Consider the following 19,027-nt stretch of genomic DNA (forward strand, 5'->3'; position numbering starts at 1 on the left):
ACTTTTTAAATTAATAACTTTCGATATTTTTCTACCTTTAAAATCTATTAAAACTCCAACTTTTAAATAATAAACATGAAATATAACAGATGCGGCAGAAACGGATTATTACTGCCTGAGATTTCTTTAGGATTATGGCATAATTTCGGTTCAGTAGACAATTTTGAAAATGCAGAGAGTATTGCTATTGAGGCTTTTAATAAAGGAATTACACACTTTGATTTAGCCAATAATTATGGTCCAGTTCCGGGTTCTGCTGAAGAGAATTTCGGAAAAATACTTTGGCATAATTTTCAGGGAAATCTGCGTGATGAAATCGTGATTTCTACTAAAGCTGGTTATACGATGTGGAAAGGTCCTTATGGAGATTGGGGATCTCGAAAATATCTCCTTTCTAGTTTAGATCAGAGTTTGAAACGAATGAATATCGATTATGTAGATATTTTTTATTCACATCGTCCAGATCCGGAAACGCCAATTGAAGAAACGATGATGGCTTTAGATCATGCTGTTAGAAGCGGAAAAGCACTGTATGTTGGGATCAGTAATTATTCCGCAGAACAGACTCGTGTTGCGGTTGATGTTTTAAAACAATTGGGAACGCCATGTTTGATTCACCAAGCGAAATATTCGATGTTGGAACGTTGGGTTGAAGATGGTTTGTTAGATGTTTTAGAAGAAAAAGGAGTGGGATGTATTGCCTTTTCGCCTTTAGCACAAGGACTTTTAACCGATAAATATTTAAAAGGAATTCCTGAAAATTCACGCGCTCATAATCCAAACGGACATTTGAAGGAAGATGAGGTTACGCAAGAAAGAATTCAGAAATTAATTCAGCTGAATGAAATTGCTCAGAACAGAAATCAGTCTTTGGCACAAATGGCTTTGGCTTGGCTGCAAAAAGACAAACGAATTACTTCGGTTTTGATTGGTGCGAGTTCAGTAAAACAATTATGTAATAATATCGATTGTCTTGAAAATACGCAATTCACGCATGATGAATTAAATGCGATTGAGAAGATTTTAGCATAGTTTTTTGAAAAGTAAAATGTGATTGTAGAGACGCACCGCAGTGCGTCTTATGCGTATCGAATTTACAGAACCTAGACGCACTGCGGTGCGTCTCTACAAAAACAGGAAAAATAATATCGTTATTTCTTCAATTCTAAATTGTATTTTTTTACAATTTCTAAAGTTGATTTATCTCCGTTAAAAACAGAATTTAAACCTTGCGGTTCCTGCGGAGGATCTGTAGTTAACGGATCTCCAGGATTCCATTTTCCAGTTTCGTTTACTGCTTTTCCTTCACCGCCATAACCCCAAAAATTTGCTGCCTGCAACGGACCGCCATTTTTACGACTTTCAACTACTCTTCCAAAAATGTAGCTGTAAAATTGATCGCGGTAAACGGAAGGCGCACCAGCATTTAAATTTTCATTTTCTCTCGGAAGCCCAAATTCTTCAATAATAATAGGTCTTTTTAAGTTGTTGGCTACTTTAATATGGTCATCAATATATTTTCCTGTGTTTTCGATTGTTTTTGATATGGTTGCTTCGGCATTATCGGCTTTAAACCAGTTCCAGTTTTTTGGCCAAATGTGCATGGTTAGATAATCAATATTTGGGTTTTGATGCGTTCTTTCAAAAATTTCCATGCTGTCGTTCGAACTGTTTTTTCCTTCAGAACCTGTAGAAACCAAATGATTTTGGTCTAAACTGTCGATCAAATCGACAATATTGTTCAGCCATTTGGTGAATTTTGCTTCGTTTTCTGGCGTAAAAGTTCGTGGTTCATTTCCAACCTGCCACGCCATAATCGTATTGTCTTCGTTGTATTTCTTTTTAGAATAAACGTTAGTTCTTCCAATAATAAACTTCACATGATTGCTCAGTGCCTCCATACAAGGTTCGCAGCTGTGAAACTGTTCTGTATACGACATAAATTGAGGCCATGTATTCGGTGGAATATTTGGAACTGGAACTGGACCTTTGCCATTCCATTCTAAATATTGCGACATTCCTCCCGACCATTCCCAGTTATTGGTCAAGTACAAAACCGCATACATTTTGCGTTTGCTCATTTCGTTAATCAAGAAATCCAAACCGTCCAATAAATCTTCATCATATTTTCCTTGTTCGTATTGCAAAGCCGGACGAACGGTGAAATCATATTTTCCGCCATCGGCACCAACCAAAATACGTAAATTATCGATTCCGTTTTTTTTCATGAAATCCAATTCACGTAAAAGTCTTTTACGGTCACCTATTTTTTTAGAAGCCAGCATACTTCCGTACCAGTAATTGGTTCCAATATAAGCGTAAGGTGTATTGCCTTTGTAAAATTCGTTTCCTTTTACGGTAATTCTTTCCTGCGCCTGACAAGCCATTACAACAAAAATCAAGGCTGCAGAAAGTGTTTTGAAAAAATGGTTTTTCATAATTTATATTTTAAGGAGCTAATCCTGCTATCCGTTACAATCTTTTGTGGCGAACCCCTCCACAAAAGGATTTTCACTCCTATCAGGGCTAGGGCTATACGTTATTTTAGAAGTTTTGATTTTAACTTCAAACTTTAAACATGAAACAAAAACTATTTCGGCATTTCATACATTTTTGGCAGAGAATTTACCAATGCTGATTTTGTTTTTAAACTGTACGTTTTGAAATCTGCTGTGTTTGAAACCGAACCGTTTGGAACATAATAACCATCTGTATTATTATTCCAGAACATAACGTAACTTATTTGAATGTCATTTTTAGTTAAAGCACTGTACAATAAAGTCGAAAACCAATCAGTAATGGCTGGATTTGTGTTGGTTACACGATAACCAGTTTCGGTTAAGGCTGCGATTTTGACTTTTGCTTTAGCATAATCAGAAAGAATTTTTAACTTAGAATTCGCTTTGTCAGATCCAGTTTGTCCTTGATTATTGAAATCTCCGTAATTGTCCATTCCAATAATATCAACATATTTATCGCCCGGATATCGGCTTAAATAAGCAGTTTCCGTTGTATACGAATTGTCAGGAGAAAAGGCATATAAAATGTTATGAACGCCTTTTGTATTTTTTAAATAATCAACGGTAAACTGATACGCTTTTTTGTATTCATCGGCCGTGCAGTAATCCGCTCCCCACCAGAACCAGTTTCCGTCAAATTCGTGAAAAGGTCTGAAAATAATTGGAATCAATTCGCCGTTCGCACCTTTAAGATTTGAAACAACACTGGCAACTTTGTCTAATTTTTTCTTGTACCATTCGTTGTTGGCTCCGCCAGGTAAAATACTTTTAAAAGCCGTTGCCTTTTGTTCCGAAGTCATGTCGGCCGTATAGAAAGATTCATCATTATACGGTTCTCTCAAATGCCAGCTAAAGGTGTTGATTATGCCTTTTGCGTAAGCGTTTTTAACATCTGATGTAATTTTAAGTTCCTGTTGATAGAACCAGTTATTGGCTTGTTCGTTATTGTTTTTATCAGTGATGAACATAAAATCAGAACCCAGAACGGCAGGATCAAAACCCGTGTTTTTTTTGATATCAGATTCTCCGCCTGCATCTTGGTAAAAACTGTTGAAAGCATCCTGTTGTCCAATTGCAGTTTTGGTTTTCGCCAGTCTTTTTAAATTATAAAATAGGGCAACAGTCTCTTTCGTAGCATTGGCGTCGACCATGTAGGTTGCTGCATTTGATGTGGTTAAAGGATCGTCTTGCATAGGATAATCGATTATAACTTCGTCAGAATCTTCTTTGTCTGAGGAACAGCTTGCGAGGGTTAAAATCGAAAGACTGAGAAATGCTATTTTAAGAAATGTTGTTTTCATTTTACGTTTTAATTCGGTTAATAAGTTCCAAACAGGCTCTGCCGTTGTGATAAGGGCATTTCCAAAAACCTGCTTTGTCTTTTTGCATTACAGAATAATCGCTGTAAATTCCCCAAAACCATTCGCCGTTTTCTGTGTCGAGAATGTATTTTTTGGTGAATTCCCAGTTTTTGTACACAATATCCAGATATTCTTCTTTACCGGTTAATTGGTACGCATTATAAAAACCAATTAAGGCTTCGGCTTGCGGCCACCAATGTTTTTCGGCAATTAATTCTTTTTTTTCTGGATCGTATTCGTACCATAATCCGCCATCAGAATCGATTCCTTTTTTTGTGGCTTCGGCAATTTGGATTGCGTATTTTTTATAATTGGCAATTAAAGTTTCATCTCCAGAAATTTCAGCACATTGCTGTAAAAGCCAAGCTGCTTCAATATCGTGTCCGTATGAAATAACGTCTGGTTTTTCGACCCATTTTTCATCAAAAAACAAACGAAGATTTCCAGTTTCGGTATTAATAAAATGTTTTTCAATGGTTTCGAGAAGCTCAATCATACTATTTTGAAGCGTCTTGTTTTTCCACACTTTATACAAATTCGCATAGGCTTCAATAATATGAAGGTGCGTATTCATCGTTTTCTTCTCGTTGGCGTCTTTTTCGCTTAAACGCAAGTCATCAATGGGTTTCCAGTCTCTTGTAAAAGCTTCCAGATACCCTTTGTTTACAGGGTCATAACTATAATCTTGAATTTTAGAATATAAATTAATGGCAATTTCTAAAGCTTTTTCATTTTTAGAAATGGCATAAAATTCAGATAATGCGTAGATTGCAAATGCCAGCGCATAAATTTGGTTTTTGGTATCTTTTGGAGTTTTATCGGCATTGATGCTCCAAAAAAGACCGCCAAATTGATTGTCATAAAAGTGTTCAGACAGAAACTCAAAGGCTCTTTCAGCCAGTTTTTTGTGGTTTTCGTTTTTTGTGGTCTGATAACTGGCTGAAAACGTCCATAAAATACGGGCGTTTAAAACTGAACCTTTTTCTGAATCTGCTATAATGTGATCGTTAAAATCAATCTGGCCAATGAAACCTCCGTTTTGATTGTCGATGGTATTTTTTGACCAATATTTAAGAATAGAATCCAGTTCGGTTTCTAATTCTGATTTTAACTGTTTTAATTTTTTTGACACTTGGAATTATATTGCGTTGTTTTTTTCGATTTGGCTGATGATCGTTTCTACAGAACCTGCTGAAATAAAGGTGTCTGCTGGCGCATTCGTTACATAATCGACTAATTTTTCTACAGAAGAAACAGCAACATGCATTCTGGTATCTGATGAAGCGTAATACACATACACAGTTCCGTCTGCATCTTCAATCCATCCGTTTGAAAATAATACATTCGATACATCGCCGACTCTTTCTATTCCTTCCGGTCCCATAAAATGTCCAGCTGGAACGTGCGTCACTTTCGAAATATCATGTAAGTCAGTCATGAACATATATAAGGTGTAGCGTAATCCTGCAGCGGTATTGCGAACTCCGTGTGCCAGATGTAACCAGCCTTTTGACGTTTTGATAGGAGCAGGGCCAAGACCGTTTTTTAATTCATAAATCGTATGATATTGTTTTCCAAAAATTATTTTTTCGTCTTTTACAACTGGATTCGTCATATCGTCAACATATCCTAAACCAATTCCGCCGCCTGAACCAACATCAATAAATCCATCCTGCGGACGTGTGTATAAAGCGTATTTTCCGTTTACGAATTCGGGGTGTAAAACCACATTTCGCTGTTGTCCTGTATTTGAAATTAAATCAGGAAGCCTTTCCCAATTGATTAAATCTTTTGAACGCACGATTCCTGCATTGGCTACAGCCGAACTTGTATCGCCTTTTGGAGCTTTTGGATCTTTTCTTTCGGTGCAGAAAATACCGTAAACCCAGCCGTCTTCATGGTTAATTAAACGCATGTCATAAACGTTTGTATCGGGTTCTGCAGTCTGCGGAATCACGCAAGGTTTGTTCCAGAATTTGAAATTATCGATTCCGTTTGGACTTTCTGCAATAGCAAAAAATGATTTTCGGTCAATTCCTTCTACGCGTACGGCAAGAAGATATTTTCCGTTCCATTTCATTGCTCCAGCGTTAAAAGCGGCATTCATCCCAATTCGTTCCTGTAAAAACGGATTTGTTTTTTCGTTAAGATCAAAACGCCAGTTCAACGGAACGTGAGCAGCAGTTACTACAGGGTTTTTATAACGTTCATAGATTCCGTTTCCTGCTTTTTCTTCAGGAGTGTTTTTTTTCTCGATGAGCGCTTTATGTTCGTTTTCTAATGCCGTTTTTCTTTGTTGAAATGTGGCTGAAGAGGTTATTGTTGTCATATATTTTTGATTTCGGTATCTTATTTTTTAGTTTTTAGGTTCTCTTTTTTCGTTTAAATCTTGTTCTATCGTCTGCAGTTTTTCTTCAGATAAAGGATAGAACACAATAAAAGCGACTGATATGGCTGCTGCTATTGCAGGAAGTATGCTTAACATTAATTGAATTCCGTGTTGGGCTGTTGCGGTTTGTTCAACATTGGCTTTAAAACCGTAAAAACCTAAAAGCCATCCAGCGCCGGCTCCGCCAATTGTCCAGCCGAATTTTTGTGACATTGATGATGCTGAGAAAACTAATCCAGTGGCACGACGGCCTTGTTTCCATTCTGAGTAATCAGCGCTGTCCGCGTACATTGACCAGATTAATGGGAATATACATCCGGCACAAATGCTGATTAAAATTTGAAAACTCATGATTAGGAAAACATCTTCTTTCCCGAAGAAATAGAAAATTATACTCAAAATTGAAGCGAGTGCCATAGCGCCAAAAAAGGTTTTCTTTTTACCAATTTTATTAGCAATTGGTGTTGCAATAATAACTCCGATAATATTGGCGGCTTGTCCTAAAACCAAATAAATGGAAGTGGGAGTCATGTGAAAATCACTTCCGAAAAGTGAAAAATCAAAGTTTACAGCACTGCTTACATAATATTTGAAGTAATATACTGCTGCACCATCTCTGATAGAGTTGAAAACTAAAGTTCCTATTCCAGCACCTAATAAAATCCACCACGGTTTGTTTTTAATTAAGTCTTTTAAATCTTCTTTTAAATTAGATTGTTCGTTTTCAATAGGTTTTATTCTTTCTTTTGTGAAGAAGAAACAAGCCCAGAAAAAAACGGTGGTAATAATTCCGAAAACCGTAATGGTAGCCAGCCAGCCCGTTTTTGAATTTAAATTTCCTCCAAAATAGTTTACCAATGGTTCGATTAGCCAAAGTGCTAAAAGACTTCCGCCGAACGCGAAAACCATTCTGTAGGATGATAATGTGTTTCTGTCTTTTCTGTCTGATGACATTACTCCTAAAAGTGAAGCATACGGAACGTTGATTAAAGAATAAATCATCATCATTAGAGAATAAGTTACGTAGGCGTAGATGATTTTTCCTTTTTCGTCAAAATCAGGGGTATAAAAAGTTAAAACTCCAATTACGGCAAAAGGTATAGCTACCCAAAGTAAATAAGGCCTGAATTTTCCCCATTTTGTTTTGGTCCTGTCGGCAATGATTCCCACAATCGGGTCAAAACAAGAGTCCCAGATTCTGGTAATCAGGAACATTGTTCCCACTACAGCCGGAGCCAGACCGAAAACGTCGGTATAGAAAAACAGAAGATACATGCTGAAAATTTTCCAGAACATAGAGGAAGCGGCATCTCCAAGTCCGTAACCGATTTTTTCTTTTAATTGAATTTTGTCGTGCATTGGTTGGTTTTTAAGGTTTTAGTTTTGAGTTTAGTTTTAAAGTTTTTTGATGTCTTTTTCAAATAAGGTTTGTTTCAGATGGTAAAAATCAATGAAATCTTTTTCGCTGATCTGGCCTTTAAAAGGTGCATAATAATGCATTTTCTGTTCTTTTTCCTGCCAGCCGTGATTTCGCCACAATAAAACATATGAAATTTTATAATCGCCAATCGCTTTTAAAAGCGTTCCTGTCCACCATTTTGGATCTGGAACGGCTTCGTAACCTGCTTCGGCAAGAGCAATGGGTTTGTGTTTTTCAAGTCCAATTTCATTTAGGATTTTAAATTGTTTTTGCACTTCTTCAATAAATTTCTGACCGTCTTTATCATTATTATTTTGGTATGAATCAAAGCTCAGCATATCCACAAAATCATCACCGGGATAATTGGCTAGAAAATCTTCTTTAGAATTAAAACTGCTTGTGTTATAAATATAAATTAAATTATGAACGCCTTTTTGCTGCAGGTATTTAAAGGTAAATTTCCAAATTACTTTAAATTCTTCGGGAGTACAGTTTCCTTTTCCCCACCAAAACCAGCCTCCAGTTAATTCATGAAAAGGTCTGAAAACTATTGGAATTTGTTTTCCTTTTTTATCTTTTAAGGAAAGAAAAAAATCGGTGGCTTTGTCTAGCCATGAAAGGTATTTTTGATGGTTTTCTGCACCAGGTAAAATGGTTTTTACAGCATTTGGAGTGTTATCCCAAGCATTTTTTCCGGTTGCAGGATTATCAAAGTGCCAGCTTATGGTCGAAATTCCTCCTCGTTCATTGGCTTCAATAATATATTGTTTCATTTTGCCAAAAGGTACGCCGTCGATATTATTGCTGTCTCCTTTTTCTAAACCGGCAATATCCCATCCGTAAACGGCAGGATAATCGCCTACAACGTCTTTTATGTCACTTCTTCCGTTTTCGTATTTCCAGTTTACGCCATACGCAAGATCATCCTGATGTCCAAATAAGAATCCTTTTTGAGTAATACGGTTGAGTTTTTTGTATAACGAAACCGTTTCTAGTGTTGCTTTTTTATCTGAAAGTGACAAATTCGTATTACTTTTTATAGATTGAGCAGAACATGAAGTTCCTAGAAATGCGGTGATTAAAAACGTGTAAAAGTATTTCTTCATATTCGGAAATATTGGGCTTCAATGTACTTCTTTATGATTGCTTTTTGTGTTGCCAATCAGTTCTAAAGTTGGTTTTGGTTAGTTTGTAATTCAGTATTGTTTCTGGGATAAAATTATTAAAACTATAAAAAGATTAAGTATTAAAAATGATTAATGATTATTATTAATACAGTTTTTGTAAAGTTGATAATTCTATTTTTCAAAGATAATTGTATGTTTCTCGTGTAATTAATATTATTTTATCAATTATATATCATATTATTGCAGGACTAAACTAACTAAAACTAACTTTAATAATGGGCAACGATAAAAATTTTTATAGAGAGATCGCTCCTCTTTCTGCTGGAGACAGTTTTTTGGTGTTCGATCGAGTGAAAGACAGTTTTGATTTTCCGGTGCATTATCATCCTGAATTTGAGATCAATTTTATTTTGAACGGAAAAGGAGTCCGACGTGTTGTAGGAGATAATATTGAGGAAATAGATAATGTTGAACTCGTTTTGATTGGTCCTAATTTGTATCACGGCTGGGAATTAAATAAGTGTACCAATAAAAAGATACATGAAATTACTATTCAGTTTCATAATGATCTTTTTCATGAATCGCTGCTTGCCAGACGCATTATGAATCCAATTCGTGATATGTTTAACCGTTCTATTCACGGAATTTTATTCTCTAAAAAAACAGCAGAAGAATTAACACCAAGATTGGTAAGGCTTTCTAAATTAGATGGCATGGATTATTTTTTGGAAATCACATCCTTATTATATGATCTTGCTAATTCGAGAAACCAGCGTTTGCTTTCTACATATACAGTTGATTATGATAAGTTTGATGATTATGATAAAATGAAACTGGTGTATGAATATGTACAGAAGCATTTTGCCGATAAGATTACTTTAGAAGATGTGGCCAATGTGGCGAGCATGTCTATAATTTCTTTTAACCGATTTATAAAAAAGCGTACCGGAAAAACTTTTGTCAATTATATTAATGATATCCGAATAGGATATGCGGCAAGATGGCTGGTAGAAAAAGATATGAGTGTTTCTGAAGTAGCTTTTAAATCCGGATTCAATAATATTGCGAACTTCAATCGCAGCTTTAAAGCTATTAAAAATTGTACTCCGAGTCAGTATCGTGAGGATTTTTCTGGTTTAAAGCGTATTTTATAGTGATACTTTTTTTTCACTGAAGTATATTATTTTTAACGAAAACGTTTGATTTTTATGTTTTTGTTAACTTTTCTTTATAATTAGCGGTTGATTTTACTAATGTCATTGCGAATAATTTAATTTTTACCATAATTTTTTTTGATATGTGTTTTTTAAATGAGTTATAGTAAAAATATTATCATTAAATGATGGAATACTATCGATTTGATAATTTCTTCTGTTATAGATTTGTTAAATAATTTAGAAAATAAATCACGCCCTTTTATTACTAATTATGAAGAAACAAATTTAAACTAACCAAACACTTATTATGAAAAAACTAATGACTAACTTTATTCATTGGAACGCAAACCACAGTGCTGTTCCTTTGATTTTCTTCTTGTTACTGACCAGTAATTTTATTACCGCTCAGGTTAAGGTTTCGGGAACAGTCTCTGATGAAAAAGGATTATCGATTCCTGGTGCCAATATTTCGATTGCCGGCTCTAAAGTTTCTACTTCAACAGACTTTGACGGAAAATATTCGATCGATGTTCCTGCAAATGGGACTTTACTATATTCTTTTATCGGATTCAATACACAAAAAGTAGCTGTTGATGGTAGAAAGACTATAAATGTAATTTTAAAATCGGCTGCTGAAGATCTTAAAGATGTAGTGGTAATTGGTTACGGTACTCAAAAGAGAAAAGATGTAAACAGTGCTATTTCGAGCATTAGTTCAAAAGATATCGAAAACTTAAAAGTAGTTTCTTTTGATCAGATGATGCAGGGTAAAGCGGCTGGGGTAGTCGTAAATAGTAACTCTGGCGAACCGGGAAGTAACGTTTCGGTGAGAATTAGAGGGGTTTCGTCTTTAACAGGAACAAACGAACCTTTATATGTAATTGACGGCGTGCCAATGTCGGGAGACGCGAGAAACTCATCTACATCTGGAAGAAATGCTCAGGGAAATTCGAACTTCTCTAACAATGGTAATATTACACAAAGTCCGCTGGCACTTTTAAATCCAAGTGATATCGAATCGATTGATATTTTAAAAGATGCTTCTGCAACAGCTATTTACGGTTCTCGTGGAGCAAACGGGGTTGTAATTGTTACGACAAAATCAGGTAAAAAAGGAACTGGAAAATTGTCTTTTGAGAATTCGTATACGATTAGTAATCTTCCTAAAAAGCTTCATTCTATGAATCTTCAGGAATATGCTAGACATCAAAATGCATTGTCATCAGTTTATGATCCAACTTCTTACAGACCCGAATTTGCACATCCAGAACTTTTAGGAAAAGGTACTGACTGGCAGGATGCAATTTATGAAACGGGAGTGATGAGTTCAAATCAGTTATCATTTTCTGGAGGGAAAGAAGGAATTAATTACTATATCTCTGGAGGTGTTTTAAATCAGGAAGGTATTGTGATTGAATCTGGTTTTAAAAGATACAACTTTAGAACTAATATTGATGCTAAAGTAAACAGCTTTATTAAAGTTGGTGTAAACGTAAGCGGTGCTATAACTGATGAAAAACTAACACTTAACGGACAGTTTAACGGAGTGGTAGCGACTTCATTATTGGCAACTCCAGATGTGGCAGTTAGAGAATTATCAGGTGCTTTTGCAGGTCCTCCTGCGGGTGGGGCAACATCGTTTGTAAATCCAGTTGCAACTTCTTTATTAGGTTCCAATACTTTAGTGAGAAAAAACTATTCAGGGAATTTTTATACTCAAGTTGATATTGCTAAAGGGTTAGAATATCGTTTTGAAGCAGGTGGCTATATTTATGATAACTTAGGCCAGCGATTTGATCCAATGTATTCTTTAGGAAATGCAGTAAAAAGTTTTGCCAACTTGTATTATAATCCTTCTTCAGGAAATTCATGGAACTTAAAAAACATGCTTACCTATAGAAAAACAATTAATAAACACAATTTTACAGTTTTAGCAGTTCAAGAATCGAATAGAGCGCACTGGGAAGGATATACGATTACAGGGTATGGTTATAAAGATAATAACGATAAATCGTTAGCCGCTTCAGACTTATCAAAAGCCGTTACAAGCGGAGTTTATTCTGGTACTCAAACGCTGGCTTCTTATTTAGGAAGGGTAGTTTACGATTATGGCGACAGATACGGACTTACAGCTGCGGTTAGAACTGACGGATCTTCAAAATTCTTTGTGGGTAATAAATGGGGTGTTTTCAGCTCTGCAAGTGGTTCATGGAAACTTTCAAACGAAGCTTTCATGGAAGGAACTAAAAAATATGTTGACAATATTAAATTAAGAGCAGGTTGGGGACAGACAGGAAACAACCAAATTGGAAACAATTTATATGATTCTAACCTTCACTTAATTAACAGTACAATGGGAACTTCTTATCTTCCATCAAATACGGCTAATAAAGATTTGAAATGGGAGACTCAAGAACAGACGAATTTAGGATTAGATTTTACTTTATTTAATTCTTCACTTTCTGCCACTGTTGATGTGTATAAAAAAGTGTCTAAAAACTTCTTGTATCAAGTGCCTCTTCCAAACTTCCTTTCAGGCGGTGGAGATTACGAAGGAGGAGTTAATCCTCCATACTTTAACTTAGGAAGTATGCAGAACAAAGGTCTTGAGGTTACACTTACCTATAACAAGCAGTTTACTCCAAACTTTTCATGGAATGCCAGTGCCAACTTTACTAAATATGTAAATGAGGTTACAAATATGGCGGGATTAAACATTGTAAAAACAATGGGAACACTAGCTTATAATACTGTAACGGTTTCTAGAACTCAGGAAGGTCTTCCAATTGGTTCATTTATAGGGTATGAGGCGACAGGGATTTACAGAACCGATCAGGATTTATTGACTTACGGACACGATAATGGTTCTGGAACAAAAGTAGTTTTGAAAAACGGTACCAACTCATTATTGCCTGAATTCCAAAAAGGAGATGTAATTTATAAAGATCAGAATAATGATGGTATTATTGATACTAAAGATTTAGTGACAATTGGAAATCCAAATCCAAAATTTACATACGGTTTTACGAATAACTTCAAATACAAAAATGTTGATTTGTCTATTTTTCTTCAGGGAACTGCTGGAAATAAGCTGATGAATTTAACTCGTATGTCGGGTACATTAAACAGTAATTTAGGAACTAACTATTTAACAGAAGCGGCAGATTTTTATTCAGCGACAAATACTGATGCTGCTTTGCCAAGACCATCTGCTTACAATGATATTAATAATGCAGTTTCTTCAAGATTTATTGAAGACGGATCTTATTTAAGAATTCAGAATGTGACTTTAGGATATTCACTTCCTTCAGATATAATTTCAAAAATTAAACTCACAAGATTAAGAATTTATGCTTCTGGTCAAAATCTATACACTTTTACAAAGTATAAAGGATATGATCCTGAAGTAGGTTCATACAATCAGGATGCTTTATTATCTGGTGTAGATAACGGACGTTACCCAGTGCCAAGACAGATTTCTTTTGGTTTTAATGTTGAATTTTAATACGAAATAATATGAAAAATATAATAAAAAGAAGCGGTGCTGTTGCTTTAACCATAATTACGTTAATGTCTTCTTCTTGCTCTCAGGACTTTTTAGATGTACCTGCAGAAGGAGTGCCAACAATAGGAAATTATTACGATTCTGATGTAAAACTAGATAATGCCAGTAACGGACTTTACGGTATTGTATGGTTTAATATGAATAAAGAAGGATTTTATGGTATTACCGATGTTATTTCGGGAAATATGTATGCAGGTCCTTATAATGAGTTTGGAAAATTTACAGATTTGAGTTTTACCAGCAGCCAGTCTTTTATTGGTGATTCTTGGAGATCATGTTTTGGAGCAGTTGCCAATTGTAATTCATATATTAATACATTACCGCAAAGTGTTGGCCCAAACGTTTCAAAAGAAGCTTTGAACAATGCAATGGGAGAAATGCATTTTATTAGAGCTTTTGCTTATTTCTTCTTAGTAAGATTATGGGGAAATGTGCCCATTATCGAAAACAATGCTGATTATTCTAAAAACTTCGTGATTCCAAGTAATCCAGTTGAAGACGTTTATAAATTTATTGAAAACGATTTGAAATTCGCTATCGATAATTTAAGATCAAAAAACAGAGGTTCTGATTACGCGGCAAATGCACACGTATCCAGCGGATCTGCAAAAGCACTTTTGGCAAAAGTATATTTGTATCAAAAGAAATACGATCTGGCCAAAACAATGGCTCAGGAAGTAATCAACAGCGGAGAATTTAAATTATTAGGAGGAGACGAACTGCCAACAAAATCATTTGCTGATTTATGGCTTCAGAAAAATAATAACAACGAAGAATCTATATTTTCATGGCAATGGACAGGAGCGGGAACGTATTTCGAAGGAAACTTCTCTAATACATTATTTGCACCAGAAAACAGATTGGTGGAAACTTCTTATTCAGGTCAAATTGCACCTTCGCAAGATTTAATTCATAATGTTTATGAGCCGGGAGATAAAAGAAGAGCAGAAACATTTATGCTGCCTGGAGATTATTATCCAAACTTGACTTATGCACAGACACTGGCAGTAGATTCGCCAAAACTTTTAGGGTATACTTTTGAAGAAGAAAATGAAGCGCAGAATTCAGGAGCTGGTTTGAAAAAATACGTTATCGGAAAAGAAAATTTACCACTTACAGGACCATTCAATGCACCATTTAATGGAGAAAGCAGTATGAATAGCTACATGATGCGTTATGCTGACCTGCTTTTAATTCATGCCGAAGCTATATTAGGTTCGCAATCAGGAAGTACTTCAGATCCAGCTGCTTTAAAATCGTTTAACGCAGTTCGCAAAAGAGCTGGTCTGCCCATTAAAGCTTCTATTTCGTTTGATGATATTTTCAAAGAAAGACGTGCCGAATTAGCCTGCGAAGGTGACTATTATTTTGATCTTGGACGTTTGCCATTTGCGAAAGCAAAAGCAATTTTAGAAGCACAAAACAGAGGAGATAAAGTAACGCCAAAACACATTACCATTTCGGCATCAAATCTTTTACTTCCTTATCCTGCAGATGATTTAATTAAAAATCCAAAATTAACAGAAGTAGCACCGTATACTTTTAAATAATTTTTAAAAATAATAGTATGAAAAATATAAAAATTGTTTCGTTAACAATAAGTATGGCGTTGATGCTTTTTCTGACGCTTTTTACTTCATGTTCCAGTGATGACAGTGCTGAAGTATATACGGGTGCTCCTGTAATAGAGTCTGTGATGCCTTCAGGATATAATGCAGATGGAAGTCTTAAACCATTAACTCCTGTAACCTTAGTAGATCCAAAAAACTATTATGTCATTCATGGAAAAGGTTTACTTACTACAAAAAAAGTATACTTTAATGACTACGATACCTATTTTAGACCAACATTTGTAACAGATACTGATATCATTATATTAGTCGATGAAAATACGCCTTACGCGAATGCTTCTAATCAGTTAAAAGTAGTTACAGATAGAGGAACGGTGGTATATAATTTGACTGTTGCGCCTCCAGTGCCTACATTTAGCGGTTTTAATTCTATAAATTGTTCAGAAGGAGATCAGGTAATAATTAAAGGTAAATACTTCTTAGATCCTGTAGTTACTTTGGCAGAAACACCAACACAACCTGCGGTTCCGGTTACGATAGTATCTTCAACTTTAGAGCAGATCGTGGTGAAAATCCCAGCAAATGCTAATCACAGATATCTTTCTGTAGCTAATATCTCCGGAACAGCAACTTCAAAAGAAGCCATAGGAACAGCATTGTACGATGATGTATTATATGGTGTACAATGGGGAGGTCCGTGGGCAGGAAAAGGTGTTAATTTTGATTTTGGCGGAGATTCTTATCAAGGCCAAAAATCTTGGCAGTGGGAATTCGGTCAATGGGATGGCGGAAATTGGGGCTTCAATGTTGATTTAACTCCATACAAAGCATTGCGTATTGCTATTAAAGGTTCAAAAACGGGTAGAGTTAATTTTAGTGTAAATGGCGGCGTAAATTATGTTTTGCCAGTTACAACTTCGTGGGTGTATATGGAAATTCCTTTTAGTGATTTAGGAAATCCAACCAGTCTTACTATGCTTACGTTTCAAGAATCAAATAATGATGGTGGTAATACCGTATTATTCGACGATATAGGATTTGTATTAAAATAAGAGATTTTCTTTTTGAGTTAGTTTGTGTGATATTCCCTAATTAAAAAATTAGGGAATATCTTTTTATAATAGCTTTAAATAATATTAAAATGAAAAAAATAGTTTTAGGATTGACTTTACTGGCTTCGGTTTTAGGTTTTGGTCAGGGAAATACACATACACAATCAGCAGGAAAATTTGAAGGTCTGGCCATGACACCGCCAATGGGCTGGAATTCATGGAACACTTTTGCTACTAATATTGATGAAAAACTGGTAAAAGAAACCGCCGATATTATGGTGTCATCAGGATTAGCTGCGGCAGGTTATACGTATATTGTATTAGACGATGGCTGGATGACCAGAGAACGTGACGCAAACGGAGATTTAGTTCCTGATCCAGTTAAATTTCCAAACGGAATGAAATCACTTATTGATTATGTTCATGGCAAAGGTTTAAAATTTGGTTTGTATAATTGCGCCGGAACCAAAACCTGTGCCGGCTATCCTGGAACACGCGGATACGAATATCAAGATGCACGTTTTTATGCAAAATTAGGCGTCGATTTTTTGAAATATGATTGGTGTAATACCGAAGGGATTACCGCTAAAGAAGCATATACAACTATGAGTAATGCGTTAAAAACTGCAGGAAGACCAATTGTTTTCAGTCTTTGCGAGTGGGGCGACAATCAGCCATGGGAATGGGGGAAACCAGTTGGAAATCTTTGGAGAATTTCAGGAGATATTTATCCTTGTTTTGACTGCGAATTCAAACATCCAGAAAATTGGTCATCATGGGGATTTATGAAAATAGCCGAAATGAGAAAAGACATTCGTAAATATTCTGGTCCCGATCATTGGAATGATTTTGATATGATGGAAGTAGGAAACGAAATGAATCATACCGAAGATAAATCGCATTTTGCAATGTGGTGTATGTTATCGTCTCCATTATTTACGGGAAATGATTACCGAAAAATGAACAAAGAGACATTGGCTCTTTTGACCAATAAAGAATTAATAGCTATTAATCAGGATAAATTAGGAATTCAAGGATTTAAATATTTGGCAGAAGACGGATTGGAAGTTTGGGTTAAACCCTTATCAGATGGAAACTGGGCTGTGACATTTTTAAATAGAAGCGAAGTTGCTAAAAAAGTTAATTTTGACTGGAAGAAAAATACATTCAAAGATGCTGATTTTGGCTATGAAGCGGACTTTAATAAAGTAACTTTCAAACTAAAAAATCTTTGGACTCATAAAGAAGCCGGAACCACCAAAAAGAACTTTACAGCAGATTTGGCTTCTCACGATTGCATAACATTGAAATTATCTCTTTAAAATAAAAACAAGATGAGGTTCAAAACAATAATACTATATATAGGTGTATTACTGATGTTTTCTATTTCGAATGCACAATTTGTAAAGAAACATGGTTTTTTAAGTGTTCAAGGCACTCAATTAACAGATCAGAATAATCAGCCAATTGTTTTAAGAGGAATGAGTTTTGGCTGGCATAGTATGTGGCCGAGATTTTACAATGAAAAAGCCGTAAGCTGGCTAAAGAAGGATTTTAATTGCAATGTTGTTCGTGCCGCTATGGGAATTGAATTAGGCGAGCATTCTTATAGTAAAGATCCGCAATTTTCAAAAGAAAAAATCGAAGCGGTTATAAAAGGAGCCATACAATCAGATATATATGTTATTGTTGATTGGCACAGTCATAACATCAACCTGAACGAAGCAAAAGAATTCTTCGCTGAAATCTCAAAAAAATATGCCAAATATCCCAACATTATATATGAGGTATTTAACGAACCGGATTATGAAACTTGGCAGGAAGCTAAGGATTATGCCGAAGAGATAATTAAGGTAATTAGAGAAAACGATCCTAAGAATATTATTTTGGTAGGATGTCCGCATTGGGATCAGGATATTGATCTTCCAGCGGCGGATCCAATTTTAGGTTATACTAATATAATGTATACTATGCATTTTTATGCCGCAACCCATGGCAAAAAGTTAAGAGACAGAACCGATGCGGCCATAAAAAGCGGTCTGCCAGTATTTATATCGGAATCTGCCGGAATGGAAGCTTCTGGAGACGGACCTTTAAATATAAAAGCATGGCAGGAATATATAGATTGGATGGAAAGTAATAAACTGAGCTGGATAACTTGGTCGGTTTCAGATAAAGACGAAACCTGTTCTATTTTAAAGAAATCGGCAAAATCTGAAGGAAAATGGAAAGAAGAAGATTTAAAAGAATCGGGAATCAAAGTTCGAGAGTTTTTAAGAAAATATAATAAGGAATAAAATTTAAGCGGTAAACCATAAAGCCTGTTCAAAATTGAGCAGGCTTTTTTTATGTTTTAAAGGAGAAAATAATACTGCTGAAAGTCTTTTTGATTATAGGTTTGCCGTATATATTTTTGTAAGAATTTTAACGTGGTGTTACTGGTGGATTTTTATACTTTTAATTTGATTCTGTATTTGAATACATTTTTTATGTTTTGATTAATACCCTATTTTTTAATGGGGTAGTTTTATTTTTAAGTGATTTTTTAGGTTTTTTTAGTGTTTTTTATGTCTTTGAATTTTGTTTTACCCTTATTTTTTGGTTGTTTTTACTGAAATTGTGTTATTGAATTTTCAAAAACAAAACGCTGTAAATGTCAAATATTGATTATTGGCTCTTTAATTTTTGTAATCCATAATTCTTTAGCGAAATCGTCAAAAAAGTACTTTTCAATGATTCTACTCATGCAAAAGTTAATAAATTCGCTAATGAAAATATGAGGTTTTAGAGCACAGATTCAAGACTTCCAGAAAATGACTTATACTATGAAATAGATATATAAAGGATTAACTAACCAAAATCAATT

Annotated in this window: 13 protein-coding genes; 7 read left to right on the forward strand and 6 right to left on the reverse strand. The window is 35.1% G+C overall.

The features are described from left to right. Positions 1–75: 75 nt before the first annotated feature. Positions 76–1,032 carry an aldo/keto reductase gene (locus tag J0383_RS16455; RefSeq protein ID WP_207295069.1) on the forward strand — a complete coding sequence of 319 codons (957 nt, stop codon included), beginning with the start codon at positions 76–78 and terminating at the stop codon, positions 1,030–1,032. A 119-nt stretch (positions 1,033–1,151) separates the two neighbouring features. Here J0383_RS16455 and J0383_RS16460 read toward each other — a convergent pair whose 3' ends face one another. The 6 genes from J0383_RS16460 to J0383_RS16485 form a co-directional block, all read right to left on the reverse strand. Next, positions 1,152–2,438, reverse strand: coding sequence for a glycoside hydrolase 5 family protein (locus J0383_RS16460; protein WP_207295070.1), 1,287 nt, complete (start codon positions 2,436–2,438; stop codon positions 1,152–1,154). A gap of 152 nt (positions 2,439–2,590) precedes the next feature. Continuing rightward, positions 2,591–3,820 (reverse strand): glycoside hydrolase family 26 protein, encoded by a 1,230-nt coding sequence (locus J0383_RS16465; protein ID WP_207295071.1) that lies wholly within the window; start codon positions 3,818–3,820, stop codon positions 2,591–2,593. Between the two features lies 1 nt (position 3,821). After that, positions 3,822–5,012, reverse strand: a complete 1,191-nt coding sequence (locus J0383_RS16470) for an AGE family epimerase/isomerase (RefSeq protein ID WP_207295072.1) — start codon at positions 5,010–5,012, stop codon at positions 3,822–3,824. A gap of 6 nt (positions 5,013–5,018) precedes the next feature. Beyond that, a complete protein-coding gene (locus J0383_RS16475) occupies positions 5,019–6,209 on the reverse strand; it encodes a glycoside hydrolase family 130 protein (protein WP_207295073.1) in 1,191 nt (396 codons plus the stop codon). 27 nt (positions 6,210–6,236) lie between these two features. Further along, positions 6,237–7,628 (reverse strand): MFS transporter, encoded by a 1,392-nt coding sequence (locus J0383_RS16480; protein WP_207295074.1) that lies wholly within the window; start codon positions 7,626–7,628, stop codon positions 6,237–6,239. A gap of 36 nt (positions 7,629–7,664) precedes the next feature. Further along, positions 7,665–8,795: a glycoside hydrolase family 26 protein gene (locus J0383_RS16485; RefSeq protein ID WP_207295075.1), complete on the reverse strand. Its 1,131-nt coding sequence runs from the start codon at positions 8,793–8,795 to the stop codon at positions 7,665–7,667. A gap of 296 nt (positions 8,796–9,091) precedes the next feature. On the opposite strand from J0383_RS16485, the gene J0383_RS16490 reads away from it, so the two are divergent. The 6 genes from J0383_RS16490 (at position 9,092) to J0383_RS16515 (ending at position 18,458) form a co-directional block, all read left to right on the forward strand. Further along, entirely contained in the window at positions 9,092–9,970 is an 879-nt protein-coding gene (locus tag J0383_RS16490; protein WP_207295076.1) for a helix-turn-helix domain-containing protein, read from the forward strand. Positions 9,971–10,280: 310 nt separating this feature from the next. Further along, on the forward strand, positions 10,281–13,478 hold the full coding sequence (locus tag J0383_RS16495; protein ID WP_207295077.1) for a SusC/RagA family TonB-linked outer membrane protein: 3,198 nt from the start codon (positions 10,281–10,283) through the stop codon (positions 13,476–13,478). Positions 13,479–13,489: 11 nt separating this feature from the next. Continuing rightward, positions 13,490–15,088, forward strand: coding sequence for a RagB/SusD family nutrient uptake outer membrane protein (locus tag J0383_RS16500; protein WP_207295078.1), 1,599 nt, complete (start codon positions 13,490–13,492; stop codon positions 15,086–15,088). 17 nt (positions 15,089–15,105) lie between these two features. Continuing rightward, a complete protein-coding gene (locus J0383_RS16505; protein WP_207295079.1) occupies positions 15,106–16,161 on the forward strand; it encodes a hypothetical protein in 1,056 nt (351 codons plus the stop codon). 89 nt (positions 16,162–16,250) lie between these two features. Next, a complete protein-coding gene (locus J0383_RS16510; protein WP_207295080.1) occupies positions 16,251–17,483 on the forward strand; it encodes a glycoside hydrolase family 27 protein in 1,233 nt (410 codons plus the stop codon). Between the two features lie 12 nt (positions 17,484–17,495). Then, positions 17,496–18,458, forward strand: coding sequence for a glycoside hydrolase family 5 protein (locus tag J0383_RS16515; protein WP_207295081.1), 963 nt, complete (start codon positions 17,496–17,498; stop codon positions 18,456–18,458). The last annotated feature ends 569 nt before the right edge of the window (positions 18,459–19,027 follow it).

Origin of the sequence: Flavobacterium endoglycinae, assembly GCF_017352115.1 — a bacterium.
In the GTDB taxonomy this organism is placed as follows: Bacteria; Bacteroidota; Bacteroidia; order Flavobacteriales; family Flavobacteriaceae; genus Flavobacterium; species Flavobacterium endoglycinae.